The 11806-nt window shown below is 54.2% G+C and carries 15 protein-coding genes and 1 pseudogene; 9 read left to right on the plus strand and 7 right to left on the minus strand.

Going from position 1 to position 11806, the window contains the following annotated elements:
- Window positions 1–82: 82 nt before the first annotated feature.
- Window positions 83–829: a MipA/OmpV family protein gene (locus VF709_RS07075; protein WP_013097055.1), complete on the minus strand. Its 747-nt coding sequence runs from the start codon at window positions 827–829 to the stop codon at window positions 83–85.
- Between the two features lie 431 nt (window positions 830–1260).
- Here VF709_RS07075 and yeaG point away from each other — a divergent pair, with 431 nt between their 5' ends.
- The 3 genes from yeaG (at window position 1261) to VF709_RS07090 (ending at window position 5168) form a co-directional block, all read left to right on the plus strand.
- Complete coding sequence (yeaG, locus tag VF709_RS07080) at window positions 1261–3195, plus strand: protein kinase YeaG (RefSeq protein ID WP_013097060.1); 1935 nt, start codon at window positions 1261–1263, stop codon at window positions 3193–3195.
- Between the two features lie 74 nt (window positions 3196–3269).
- Complete coding sequence (locus VF709_RS07085; RefSeq protein ID WP_013097061.1) at window positions 3270–4553, plus strand: YeaH/YhbH family protein; 1284 nt, start codon at window positions 3270–3272, stop codon at window positions 4551–4553.
- Window positions 4554–4667: 114 nt separating this feature from the next.
- Window positions 4668–5168, plus strand: coding sequence for a YbaK/prolyl-tRNA synthetase associated domain-containing protein (locus tag VF709_RS07090; protein WP_013097062.1), 501 nt, complete (start codon window positions 4668–4670; stop codon window positions 5166–5168).
- A gap of 21 nt (window positions 5169–5189) precedes the next feature.
- On the opposite strand, the gene yoaI is transcribed toward VF709_RS07090, so the two are convergent.
- Entirely contained in the window at window positions 5190–5294 is a 105-nt protein-coding gene (gene yoaI, locus VF709_RS07095) for a small membrane protein YoaI (RefSeq protein WP_020690334.1), read from the minus strand.
- Between the two features lie 144 nt (window positions 5295–5438).
- On the opposite strand from yoaI, the pseudogene VF709_RS07100 reads away from it, so the two are divergent.
- A pseudogene (locus tag VF709_RS07100) lies at window positions 5439–5886 on the plus strand (DUF441 domain-containing protein).
- On the opposite strand, the gene VF709_RS07105 reads toward VF709_RS07100, so the two are convergent.
- Window positions 5870–6661, minus strand: coding sequence for an AraC family transcriptional regulator (locus tag VF709_RS07105; protein WP_149896477.1), 792 nt, complete (start codon window positions 6659–6661; stop codon window positions 5870–5872). The pseudogene VF709_RS07100 and the gene VF709_RS07105 overlap by 17 nt on opposite strands.
- Window positions 6662–6760: 99 nt before the next feature.
- Between VF709_RS07105 and VF709_RS07110 the strand changes: the two genes are divergently transcribed.
- Window positions 6761–7936: a CynX/NimT family MFS transporter gene (locus tag VF709_RS07110; protein ID WP_114518684.1), complete on the plus strand. Its 1176-nt coding sequence runs from the start codon at window positions 6761–6763 to the stop codon at window positions 7934–7936.
- Window positions 7937–7969: 33 nt separating this feature from the next.
- Here VF709_RS07110 and VF709_RS07115 read toward each other — a convergent pair whose 3' ends face one another.
- Entirely contained in the window at window positions 7970–8677 is a 708-nt protein-coding gene (locus VF709_RS07115; RefSeq protein WP_014831497.1) for a CTP synthase C-terminal region-related (seleno)protein, read from the minus strand.
- A 101-nt stretch (window positions 8678–8778) separates the two neighbouring features.
- Between VF709_RS07115 and VF709_RS07120 the strand changes: the two genes are divergently transcribed.
- Entirely contained in the window at window positions 8779–9123 is a 345-nt protein-coding gene (locus VF709_RS07120) for a DUF488 domain-containing protein (protein WP_058679138.1), read from the plus strand.
- Here VF709_RS07120 and VF709_RS07125 read toward each other — a convergent pair whose 3' ends face one another.
- Together VF709_RS07125 and VF709_RS07130 are read right to left on the minus strand one after the other, a co-directional pair.
- On the minus strand, window positions 9124–9429 hold the full coding sequence (locus VF709_RS07125; protein WP_114518682.1) for a hypothetical protein: 306 nt from the start codon (window positions 9427–9429) through the stop codon (window positions 9124–9126).
- Between the two features lie 80 nt (window positions 9430–9509).
- Window positions 9510–9764 carry a putative hemolysin gene (locus VF709_RS07130; protein WP_038979863.1) on the minus strand — a complete coding sequence of 85 codons (255 nt, stop codon included), beginning with the start codon at window positions 9762–9764 and terminating at the stop codon, window positions 9510–9512.
- 307 nt (window positions 9765–10071) lie between these two features.
- Here VF709_RS07130 and VF709_RS07135 point away from each other — a divergent pair, with 307 nt between their 5' ends.
- From VF709_RS07135 to yoaJ, 3 genes are read left to right on the plus strand one after another with little or no spacing between them, the layout of a single operon-like run.
- On the plus strand, window positions 10072–11100 hold the full coding sequence (locus tag VF709_RS07135; RefSeq protein ID WP_029881992.1) for a sensor domain-containing diguanylate cyclase: 1029 nt from the start codon (window positions 10072–10074) through the stop codon (window positions 11098–11100).
- Window positions 11101–11145: 45 nt separating this feature from the next.
- Window positions 11146–11244 carry a YoaK family small membrane protein gene (locus VF709_RS07140; RefSeq protein ID WP_014883431.1) on the plus strand — a complete coding sequence of 33 codons (99 nt, stop codon included), beginning with the start codon at window positions 11146–11148 and terminating at the stop codon, window positions 11242–11244.
- Entirely contained in the window at window positions 11245–11319 is a 75-nt protein-coding gene (yoaJ, locus tag VF709_RS07145) for a protein YoaJ (protein WP_071830143.1), read from the plus strand.
- A 54-nt stretch (window positions 11320–11373) separates the two neighbouring features.
- Here the strand turns inward: yoaJ and VF709_RS07150 are convergent, their stop codons facing one another.
- Entirely contained in the window at window positions 11374–11622 is a 249-nt protein-coding gene (locus tag VF709_RS07150; protein WP_008500746.1) for a GlsB/YeaQ/YmgE family stress response membrane protein, read from the minus strand.
- Between the last annotated feature and the right edge of the window lie 184 nt (window positions 11623–11806).

Genomic DNA, 11806 nt, shown 5'->3' on the forward strand with positions numbered 1-11806 from the left:
TTATTTTGACCGCACCAGCACAATGCAAACGGGGCGCAAGCGCCCCATTATAATGCAAAGCATGCACTGTTTTAATGCACAATCAGAACTTGTAGGTCACACCGACAGAGAAAATACCCGCCCAGGACTTGTCGACCATTGGGCTGTCTTTCACTTCGTCGCTCAGACGCTCGTAACGGCCAGTACCGTATACGTTCCAGTCACCCAGGAAGTTGTAGCTCGCGGTCAGCTCCAGGTACGGATCCCAGCCATCATCTGCGCTGTAACTCTTCAGACCGCTACGACGGGACTCATTCTTAGAGACGCCATAGTAGTAGTCGTTGTAGTTCTCACTGTTGTACTGCACACCAATACCTGGCGTCAGCGTTAACGCACCGTTCGTGTAGCGATAGAGCCAGGCCAGATCCCAGATAAAGCCGTTGCTGTTATCCAGCGTGTCTCCCGCCAGCGCGGTACGCAGGAAGCCATACTCGGTGTTATGCACATAAGAGAGACCCGCCATCATGGTGCTCTTACGCTTGTCGAGTCGACGCAGGGCGTGGCTGTCGCTGTCACCCGGTTTGAAGTGCGTCGGATCGTAGTAGGCCATAATGGAGAGCTTATCGGCCGTATCGTTCCACAGATAGTAGCCGCCGCCCAGTCCACGGAACCAGAAGTTATCGCCTTCATAGGTGACAACCGGAACGGGATAAACATCACGATCATACTGTTTATACGGGCTGTTAATGACGCCAACGCCCGCACCTACCGTCCACTGGCTTTCCGCCTGTGCGGTGCTAACTGCGGTCGCGGCGAGTACGCCCAATGCCAGAAGTTTGAGTTTGGTCACAATCCATTCTTTCCTGTAGTCAAATAATCAGCGGGAGAAGTGTAACCGCCAGACCCGTACTTCCCCAAATTTTTTGCCTGCTAATCAGTTTGATTAACCCGTTATTTTTCATTTTTCAGATGACAGGCCGTTTTCACTTCTGTGACCGCAGGGTGAAAAATGCCCGTATGACATATAACGGCAATGGATATTTTTGGATGAGTTATTGATATGTCATTGAAATTAGATTTTATCAGCATGCAAGTTTTGCAAATGCCATCTACGCTTTAATTTAAGAAGAGTTTTCCTGCACGCCCCGCGGTTCTTAGCGTCTGACCTGGCACACAGGTTGCTGCTCTGGCAGTGAGGTGCGAGAGATTCTCTTCCGGGAGCCTCCACTACTCATACGAACGGCTCTTATCCTGTGCTAAAAAACGAAAGGACGGCATGCCATGAATATATTCGATCACTATCGCCAGCGCTATGAAGCTGCCAAGGACGAAGAGTTCACACTGCAGGAGTTTCTTACCATCTGTCGGCAAGATCGCAGTGCCTATGCCAACGCGGCAGAACGGCTATTGATGGCTATTGGTGAGCCAAACATGGTTGATACTGCCCAGGAACCACGGCTTTCCCGTCTCTTTTCGAATCGGGTGGTCGCCCGATACCCGGCGTTTGAAGAGTTCTATGGCATGGAAGATGCCATCGAGCAAATCGTCTCCTACCTGAAGCATGCTGCTCAGGGTCTGGAAGAGAAGAAACAGATCCTCTATTTACTCGGCCCGGTGGGTGGCGGTAAATCGTCGCTGGCTGAACGGCTGAAATCGCTGATGCAGCGCGTGCCTATCTATGTGCTGAGCGCCAACGGTGAACGCAGCCCGGTGAACGACCATCCGCTGTGCCTGTTTAACCCGCAGGAAGATGCGCAAATTCTGGATAAAGAGTACGGCATTCCGCGTCGTTATCTCGGCACCATCATGTCGCCGTGGGCGGCGAAACGCCTGCATGAGTTTGGTGGCGATATCACCAAATTCCGCGTCGTGAAAGTGTGGCCATCCATTCTGGAGCAGATCGCCATCGCCAAAACGGAACCGGGTGATGAGAACAACCAGGACATCTCGGCGCTGGTCGGGAAAGTCGATATCCGTAAGCTGGAAAACTACGCCCAGAATGACCCGGATGCCTACGGCTACTCTGGCGCACTGTGCCGGGCAAACCAGGGCATTATGGAATTCGTCGAGATGTTTAAAGCACCCATAAAAGTGCTGCATCCGCTGCTGACGGCCACCCAGGAGGGGAACTACAACGGGACGGAAGGTATCTCTGCCCTGCCGTTCAACGGCATCATCCTGGCGCACTCGAACGAATCAGAGTGGGTCTCCTTCCGTAATAACAAAAACAATGAGGCGTTCCTTGACCGTGTGTACATCGTCAAAGTGCCTTATTGCCTGCGGATCTCCGAAGAGATCAAAATTTACGAAAAACTGCTTAACCACAGTGAGCTGATGCATGCGCCATGCGCACCGGGCACGCTGGAAACGCTGTCGCGCTTCTCCATCCTGTCGCGTCTGAAAGAGCCGGAAAACTCCAGCATCTACTCCAAAATGCGCGTGTATGACGGGGAAAGCCTGAAAGATACCGACCCGAAAGCGAAGTCGTATCAGGAGTACCGCGATTACGCGGGTGTCGACGAGGGCATGAACGGTCTGTCCACGCGTTTCGCGTTTAAGATCCTCTCCCGCGTGTTTAACTTCGACCATGCGGAAGTGGCGGCCAACCCGGTCCACCTGTTCTATGTGCTGGAGCAGCAGATTGAACGCGAGCAGTTCCCACAGGAGCAGGCGGAACGTTACCTTGAGTTCCTGAAAGGTTATCTGATCCCGAAATATGCCGAGTTCATTGGCAAAGAGATCCAGACGGCCTACCTGGAATCCTATTCAGAATACGGGCAGAACATCTTTGACCGTTACGTCACCTATGCTGACTTCTGGATCCAGGATCAGGAGTACCGCGACCCGGATACCGGACAGCTGTTTGACCGTGAATCCCTGAACGCGGAGCTGGAAAAAATTGAGAAGCCTGCCGGGATCAGCAACCCGAAAGACTTCCGTAACGAGATTGTGAACTTCGTACTGCGTGCCAGAGCGCATAACAACGGTCGTAATCCGAACTGGACCAGCTACGAGAAACTGCGCACGGTCATCGAGAAGAAAATGTTCTCTAATACCGAGGAGCTGTTACCCGTCATTTCGTTTAACACCAAAACCTCAACTGACGAGCAGAAAAAACACGACGATTTTGTCGACCGTATGATGGAAAAAGGCTACACCCGCAAACAGGTTCGTTTGCTGTGCGAATGGTATCTGCGCGTACGGAAATCGTCTTAAAACAAGTGCCCGGTAGCGTTTAACGCTCACCGGGCCGACAAAATGCAAGTTGGCAAATGCAGTACGGGGGGTATATGACCTGGTTTATTGACCGGCGTCTGAACGGCAAAAACAAGAGCATGGTGAATCGCCAGCGCTTCTTGCGCCGTTACAAAGCGCAAATTAAACAGTCGATCTCCGAGGCCATCAACAAACGCTCGGTAACCGACGTCGACAGCGGCGAGTCTGTCTCCATCCCCACCGATGACATCAGCGAACCGATGTTTCATCAGGGGCGTGGCGGCCTGCGCCATCGCGTACACCCAGGTAATGACCACTTCGTTCAGAACGACAGAATCGAGCGCCCACAAGGAGGCGGCGGCGGTTCTGGAAGCGGTCAAGGACAGGCCAGCCAGGATGGTGAAGGTCAGGATGAATTCGTCTTTCAGATCTCAAAAGATGAGTATCTCGACCTGCTCTTTGAGGATCTGGCGCTGCCTAATCTGAAAAAGAACCAGCACCGTCAGCTTAACGAATACAAAACCCATCGCGCGGGTTATACCGCGAACGGCGTACCGGCCAATATCAGCGTCGTTCGTTCGCTGCAGAACTCGCTGGCGCGGCGCACGGCCATGACGGCCGGTAAACGGCGGGAGCTGCGCGAACTGGAAAGCAGCCTGAAGGTGGTAGAAAACACAGAACCGGCGCAACTGCTGGAAGAAGAGCGCCTGCGTAAAGAGATTGCCGAGCTGAGGGCGAAGATTGAGCGGGTACCGTTTATTGATACCTTTGACCTGCGCTATAAAAACTACGAAAAACGGCCGGAGCCTTCGAGCCAGGCTGTCATGTTCTGTCTGATGGACGTCTCCGGTTCAATGGACCAGGCCACCAAGGATATGGCGAAGCGTTTTTACATTCTGCTCTATCTGTTCCTGAGCAGAACCTATAAGAACGTGGAAGTGGTTTATATCCGCCACCACACCCAGGCCAAAGAGGTGGATGAACACGAGTTCTTCTACTCGCAGGAGACCGGCGGCACCATCGTATCGAGCGCCCTAAAGCTGATGGATGAGGTGGTGAAAGAGCGTTACGATCCGGCTCAGTGGAACATCTATGCTGCGCAGGCGTCGGATGGCGACAACTGGGCGGATGATTCGCCGCTGTGTCACGACATTCTGGCGAAGAAAATTTTGCCGGTGGTGCGTTACTACAGCTATATCGAAATCACGCGTCGTGCTCACCAGACGCTGTGGCGTGAATATGAACATCTGCAATCGATGTTCGAAAATTTCGCCATGCAACACATCCGTGACCAGGATGATATCTATCCGGTGTTCAGGGAGCTGTTCCACAAGCAATCGGCCACCAGCAATGCCTGACCCCACAGCCAGCGACACGCTGGCTGTTTTCTTTCCCCTTCGTCCATCCCCTTCGCAAAAAGATCTGTGTTACTGTTGGAAACTGCGTATTGGCAGATAACAGGTAAACTGACTATGTCTGATGAGGTTAAGGGTACGGCTACCCACCAGCAACTCATTTCGCTGTTAACGCAGCAAGGTGCGCGCTTTCGCGTGATGGAGCACGAGGCCGTAGGAAAATGCGAAGCGGTAAGCGAAATCCGCGGAACCGATCTGGGGCAAGGCGCAAAAGCGCTGGTCTGCAAAGTGAAGGGAAACGGCGTAAAAAAACACGTTCTGGCGATCCTGGCCGCTGACCAGCAGGCCGACCTGAGCCAGCTTGCCAGCCATTTCGGCGGCTTAAAAGCCTCTCTCGCAAGCCCGGCCGAAGTCGATCATCTGACCGCCTGCGTGTTTGGCGCTATCCCACCGTTTAGCTTCCATCCGGATCTGACGCTGGTCGCCGACCCGCTCCTGTTCGAGCGTTTTGACGAAATCGCGTTCAATGCCGGTCTGCTGGAAAAATCCGTGATTATGGATACCCAGGATTATCTGCGCATTGCCCGCCCTGAACTGGTGACGTTTCGTAAAGCGTGACCGTGTTGGCTGACGCCTCTGTCAGCCTCTCTTTTCCAGAAACAGAACTGATGCGATCAAAATCACCGCAATAGCGAAAAACGATGAGGAGATAATCAGCGTTTCAACAAACATGTGATCGTTCATCTTAGCGACCCTTTGCGATGCCTGATGCCGTTTTATCCCCTGCAAATGACACGGATATGACAATCTCCTATTTTTTTAAAACACTGTCGTCAGCCGTTTTTCCGCGTAAAGTAAGCAGGCTTACTATTCTGGCAAGGACTCCTCATGTTTGACCCTACTCTGCTTATTCTACTGGCACTCGCTGCACTCGGCTTTATCAGCCATAACACCACCGTCGCCATCTCGATCCTGGTGTTGATCATTGTGCGCGTCACCCCGTTAAACACTTTTTTCCCGTGGATAGAAAAACAAGGCCTGACGATCGGGATAATCATTTTGACCATTGGGGTGATGGCCCCCCATTGCCAGCGGCACGCTTCCGGCCACAACGCTGCTGCACTCGTTTGTTAACTGGAAATCACTGGTGGCTATCGCGGTGGGGATTTTCGTGTCATGGCTGGGTGGTCGCGGCGTCACGTTGATGAGCAGCCAGCCCTCGCTGGTGGCTGGCCTGCTGGTGGGAACGGTGCTTGGCGTGGCGCTCTTTCGCGGCGTTCCGGTGGGCCCGCTCATTGCCGCCGGGCTGGTTTCGCTGTTTATTGGGAAGTCGTAGTCAGGCTGGCAATATAGCGCGCGGGCGTTTGCCCCAGCCCCTTTTTAAACATCGTAATAAAGGCGGTGGTGGAGTCATAACCAAGTGACTGCCCCACCTGCTGAACTGACTTCCCGCCAATCAGCAGCTGTAACGCCACAATCAACTGCAGCTGATGGCGCCAGCGGCGAAAGCTTAAGCCCGTCTCTTTGACCACCAGCCGCGCCAGGTTGCGCTCACTCATGGCAAAGTGGTTCGCCCATTGCGCCAGCGTCTGCCACGCGGCGGGCTCTTCCGCCATCTTTTCGCTCATCAACCGAATTTTAGGATGAGGGGAAACAGGCAGCTGTAAATGCTCCTGTCGCTGGAGCGGCAGTTCATCAAACAGCACATCCACCAGACGCGAGGTGGTGGCAAGCGGCAGTTGCTCACGCGTTTTTCCCGCCAGCGACAGAATCAGCTCCCGCACCAGCGGCGATATTTTCAGGGTACAGCACCGGTCCGGCAGACTGACGGCACCCGGTTCAATAAACAAAAAGCAGAGCTGCGCGCCTGGCGTGGCCCTGTTGCTGTGGGGCATCTGCCCGGGGATCCACACGGCATACTGGGGCGGAACCATCAGCATGGCATTTTCTACCTCACAGGTGATTGCACCACCCAGCGCCAGAATCAGCTGCCCTTTGCGGTGCTGATGGAGCGGAATATATTGCTCCTGCGCTACCACGCGGATGCGAAACGCGACCGCGGCATCGAATTGGCTATCAGGATCGTAGCCGTCGAGTCCCAGACCGTTCATCAGGTTGTCCGATATTAGCGATAAACTGTCATTTTAGCCTGATTTCAACCACGGCGAAAATCGGTATTGTGTGCGCTCGCCTGAACGTATGAGAAAACAATGACTACTGCTACTCGCAAAGGCGCGCTGCTGATCGCCGGCATTCTGATGATTGCCACGACGCTTCGCGTCAACTTTACCGGAGCAGCGCCGCTGCTCGATACCATTCGCCTTGAATATGGATTAACCACCGCGCAAACCGGCCTGCTAACCACCCTGCCACTATTAGCGTTTGCCCTTGTCTCGCCGCTTGCCGCGGGCGTAGCACGGCGTATCGGCATGGAGCGCAGCCTGTTCCTCGCCCTGCTGCTGATCTGCGCCGGGATTGCCGTGCGCTCTCTGCCCTCCGCGGCCCTGCTGTTTACCGGCACGGCGGTGATCGGTTGCGGGATCGCGCTCGGGAATGTGCTGTTACCGGGCTTAATCAAACGCGACTTTCCCGGCCAGGTTGCCCGCCTTACCGGGGCCTATTCCCTGACGATGGGCGTTTCGGCGGCGCTCGGTTCGGCGCTGATTGTTCCTCTCGCCCAGGGAGCCGCAGGCTGGCATGGCGCGCTGCTGATGCTGATGATCTTTCCCCTGCTGGCGTTATTGCTCTGGCTGCCGCAGTGGCGCCAGAAGCAGGTCGCTACGGTGACCGGTGCAGGGGCGCTGCACAACCGCGCCATATGGCGTTCTGCCCTCGCCTGGCAGGTGACGCTCTTTCTCGGCATTAACTCGCTAATTTACTACGTCATCATCGGCTGGTTACCCGCGATATTACTCAGCCACGGCTACAGCGAAGCGCAGGCAGGCTCCATGCACGGACTCTTACAGCTGGCCACAGCCATTCCGGGCCTTGCCGTACCGCTGATCCTGCATCGCCTGAACGATCAGCGCGGGATCGCCGGCGCCGTAGCCCTGATGTGCGCAGTGAGTGCGGCCGGTTTCTGGTTTGCACCGGATTTGGCAGTCGTGTGGACGCTGGTGTTTGGCTTTGGCACCGGAGCAACGATGATCCTCGGTCTGACGTTCATCGGCCTGCGCGCCAGCTCTGCCCATCAGGCGGCGGCACTGTCCGGTATGGCGCAGTCGATTGGTTATCTGCTGGCCGCCTGCGGGCCTCCGCTGATGGGGAAAATTCACGATACCGCCGGTGACTGGCAGATCCCCCTTCTGGCCTGCGCGCTGGCCTCGGTGGTGATGGCCATCTGCGGCATGCTTGCCGGGCGCGACCGGGAGATCACGCCCCGCTAAAAACAGTGGCAGACCTGACGGTCTGCCTGTTATTTATCCCCGTGCCGCACGCAGCATCGCCTGTACTAACACCACCGGACGCCCCGCCAGCGCAGCACGCTCGTGCTGGAATAAGGTAATCACGAAGAACGGATGGGTAACCAGCTCTGCGGCACGGATTTCCCCCTGCTCGTCCCAGCCCGTCACGCGCATATCACCGCTCTCCAGCTCCTGCGCAAATTCCGGCGATACGCCGTAGTTGCAGTGATATCCCTCTTCAATTTCCGGCTTGCCGTAGGCTTTCGCAATAAGCGTGTTGTTACGCAGTTCAATCGCATCGGTTTTTTCCACCAGCGAGCAGGTCAGCGGCGCAATCACCATTGAGCCTTCGGTGTCCGTTTCGGCGTGCGCCGCATCGCTCCAGCCGAGCACATTACGCGCATACTCAATCAATGCATGCTGAAAACCGCCGCAGGTGCCGAGAAATGGAATGCTGTTTTCGCGCGCGTAACGTGCAGCGATAAAGGCGGCTTCGGTATTTTTGTAGGGGCTTGCAGGAACCAGCCAGATGGCATCGTAACCCACCAGATCTTCAGGGCTGGTCAGCTCCGTCGTCGCAAGCCAGTCGTAATCAGCGGTGAGATCCAGTACTGCAGCAGCATCATCTATGGCCAGCGGGATCGCCTGGTGCGCAATCACATCGGGATTGTAATCGCCAACCAGCGCAATGCGCAGCGTCGTTTTAACCGGGAGGTGTTCCATGAAAGGTTCCTTATGCCAGAGTATTATCAGATAACATAAGGAACCTCAGACTACCGATCTTCTGCAATAATCACAATACCTTAAATTGGGAGGGGGAAATGATGATTCAGTGCAAGCGCGTCTATGAACAGGCAGCCCCGGAGGATGGTTATCGGGTGCTGGTGGACAGACTGTGGCCGCGAGGGGTGAAAAAAGCAGACCTTGTGCATGATGAATGGTGCAAAGCGCTTACGCCTTCTGACGGGTTACGTAAGGCCTTTCACAGTGAAACCATTGATTTCGCTGCCTTCAGCCAGGCGTATCGGGAAGAGCTGGCGCAGCATAAAGACGAAGGATTGCGTCTTGCAACCCTCGCCAGACAGCAAACCTTAACCCTTCTCTACGCCGCGAAAAATACCGAACAGAATCACGCAATGGTCTTAGCCGACTGGCTGCGCCATTTGTGATTAGCTGGCCGTCAGCGCATCGAAGGTTTGCGGTGCCTCATCCGGCGTGAGCGGCAGCAGATGTTCGGCGCGCACAAACGCAAAACCGTGCTGATTATCAAAGGCGTAGACATCGCCCGTCACCAGCCAGAGCGCGCGATCCGCTGTCGCAGGCAGCTGCGTCATCACGCCATTGACCGGGTTAACAAAGCGCTGGCCGGGCTGGCAAAGGCTAAACAACTCAACGGATTTACCCACATTGCGACGGCCTGAGGCCGTGCGGGCACCAATGATCAACGCCATGCTGCCCGGTTTAAGCTGAAACATACTTCTCTCACGATAACGGTGGCCAGAAACTGGCTAAGAATAATCCTAAAGAGAAGTGTATCGCAATCTTTGTCCTGCTGTCACCTGGCGGGTTGCGGATGATCGCGGCGGTAGAGCTCCCATTCGTCGATCACTTCGCCACCGGGCAATTTACACTCCGTACGCACGCCCTGCGGGCTCTGGATTGGGATCTGCTCTCCCCCTTTTTCCAGACAATAGACAGAGGCAGGGTTAGCCATCCCCACCCTATGCGGCGGCGGTGGGGCAACAGGTGGAGACGTTTTTGTGGTACAGGCCGCCAGGGGTAGCGCGAGAGCCAAAAGCAGAAATCTCATCGTGTTGATCCTTTTTACATCATCAGAAGATAAGGGTAACGGGTCGCCGTCGCTTTCTCCATCATTTCTCCATTTTAACTGCACTTTTCAACACTATAGTGAGGCGTGTTCTCCTTATGACCAGAGAACATCATTCCGTAATCAAGATGTCTTTGCCCCGGTCTCAACAACGGGGCCTTTTTCTCCCCTGCCTGCTTCTGGTGGATATATAAAATTCTCACCATTCATGTTTTACTATGGCTGAAGTCGAAATTTTCAGCATAACATGCAGATGCAGACGTCTTGTGCATGGGAGTCAACCTACGTCATGTCAGATATCATCCTGGCCCGAGTGTCAGAAACGCTCACCACGGAACAATCCCTTGAAAGTCTCGTTCGCCAGTTGCTGGAGATGCTGGAACTTGTGACCGAAATGGAGTCGACCTACCTGACGAAGGTCGATATCAATGCCCGTCTTCAGCATATTTTGTATGCCCGAAACAGTAAGCAGATGCAGATCCCGGAGGGACTAAGCGTGCCCTGGGGCGATACATTGTGCAAACGCGCTCTGGACAGTGACACCATTTTCAGTAACGAGGTTCCTGAACGCTGGGCGGATTGCGATGCCGCAAAAGCGCTCGGTATTACCACGTACATGAGCGTGCCGGTTCACCTGGCGGATGGTTCCCTGTACGGCACGCTCTGTGCGACCAGCACGGAAAAGAAGCTGCTCAGTGAACGCGGCGAACACGTGCTAAAACTCTTTGCCGGGCTGATTGCCCAGTATATTCAGAAAGAGTCGTTGCTTTCTCAACTTCGAGAAGCGAATGCAGCGCTCATCGCCTACTCCTTTACCGACGTTCTCACCGGTTTACCCAACCGCCGCGCCATCTTTGAAGATCTCAATACCCTGTTTTCTTTAGGCCGCCACCTTAAACGCAACGTGATTATCGCTTTTATCGATCTGGATGATTTTAAACGGATTAACGACCAGTACGGGCATGAAGCAGGCGATCAATTCCTCATTGAAGTCGGCAAACGTCTGTCAGATGAAAAGACCGAAGACGAGATTATCGGCCGCCTGGGGGGCGATGAGTTCCTGGTAGCCTGCCTGAGTAAAGCGGAAAATCAGGCTGATGAGGGCCAGATTAACCTGCTCAGGGCGCGGCTTCGCGACCGGATTGCCGGCCAATACGGGTTGGGCAGTGTGAGTATTGTTTACCCGGGTGCAAGCCTGGGAGTTGTCGAAGTTGATCCTGCCGGGATGGATCCGGACAGCGCATTACGCGTCGCGGATGTTGCGATGTATCAGGATAAAAAGGGTAAAGGCAAAACACGCTTTCACGTTTTGGATTAACCCCGTACACTCTACGGCATTCTGAAAACCAAAACAGGTGATGGCATGAGAATAGGGATCCTCTTCCCGGTCGTTATTTTTATAACGGCGGTGGTTTTTTTAGCATGGTTTTTTGTCGGTGGTTACGCGGCTCCGGGAGCATAAATGAGAAAAACCACCCTCATTATGCTGCTCGTCGCCATCGTCGCCGTTGCTGGCACGCAATTTGGCTGGTGGTAACACCGCAACGTAAAAAGGCCGCCATCTGGCAGCCTTTTTTAACGCTTATCAAACTTAGCTTTTGATTTTTCTGTAGATAAACAGAACAACCAGCGCGCCGATCACGGCGACAGCAAAACTGCCGAAGTTGAAACCGTCAACTTTGCCAAACCCGAACAGCGTACTGATCCAGCCGCCGACGACCGCGCCGACAATACCCAGTATCACGGTAACGATAAAACCACCGCCATCTTTGCCCGGCATGATCCACTTCGCCAGAATACCCGCAATAAGCCCAAAGATAATCCAGGATAAAATTCCCATAACTTTCCTCTCTGTATGGTTTTTGTCATTAAATCAACGACACAAAAAGGATAGCACAGGATCCGGGAAAGGAAATTTGTGATTAGTATCACAGCGAGAGAGTGCGCATTTAGTATCCAAAACCGCACCACACGAAATGTGGGGTTGCAACTTAAGATGAGAAAGATTATCTTTCTCAACACTG

This window comes from Enterobacter sp. Lyrl_3 (assembly GCF_051948675.1).
Lineage (GTDB): Bacteria > Pseudomonadota > Gammaproteobacteria > Enterobacterales > Enterobacteriaceae > Enterobacter > Enterobacter cloacae.

Coding starts and splice junctions, on each gene's coding strand:
- VF709_RS07125 (WP_114518682.1), bottom strand. CDS start 9,429: ATGTTTCAGCTTAAACCGGGCAGCATGGCGTTGATCATTGGTGCCCGC.
- VF709_RS07140 (WP_014883431.1), top strand. CDS start 11,146: ATGAGAATAGGGATCCTCTTCCCGGTCGTTATTTTTATAACGGCGGTG.
- VF709_RS07120 (WP_058679138.1), top strand. CDS start 8,779: ATGATTCAGTGCAAGCGCGTCTATGAACAGGCAGCCCCGGAGGATGGT.
- VF709_RS07110 (WP_114518684.1), top strand. CDS start 6,761: ATGACTACTGCTACTCGCAAAGGCGCGCTGCTGATCGCCGGCATTCTG.
- yeaG (WP_013097060.1), top strand. CDS start 1,261: ATGAATATATTCGATCACTATCGCCAGCGCTATGAAGCTGCCAAGGAC.
- VF709_RS07090 (WP_013097062.1), top strand. CDS start 4,668: ATGTCTGATGAGGTTAAGGGTACGGCTACCCACCAGCAACTCATTTCG.
- VF709_RS07135 (WP_029881992.1), top strand. CDS start 10,072: ATGTCAGATATCATCCTGGCCCGAGTGTCAGAAACGCTCACCACGGAA.
- VF709_RS07150 (WP_008500746.1), bottom strand. CDS start 11,622: ATGGGAATTTTATCCTGGATTATCTTTGGGCTTATTGCGGGTATTCTG.
- VF709_RS07105 (WP_149896477.1), bottom strand. CDS start 6,661: ATGAACGGTCTGGGACTCGACGGCTACGATCCTGATAGCCAATTCGAT.
- VF709_RS07115 (WP_014831497.1), bottom strand. CDS start 8,677: ATGGAACACCTCCCGGTTAAAACGACGCTGCGCATTGCGCTGGTTGGC.
- yoaI (WP_020690334.1), bottom strand. CDS start 5,294: ATGAACGATCACATGTTTGTTGAAACGCTGATTATCTCCTCATCGTTT.
- VF709_RS07130 (WP_038979863.1), bottom strand. CDS start 9,764: ATGAGATTTCTGCTTTTGGCTCTCGCGCTACCCCTGGCGGCCTGTACC.
- VF709_RS07085 (WP_013097061.1), top strand. CDS start 3,270: ATGACCTGGTTTATTGACCGGCGTCTGAACGGCAAAAACAAGAGCATG.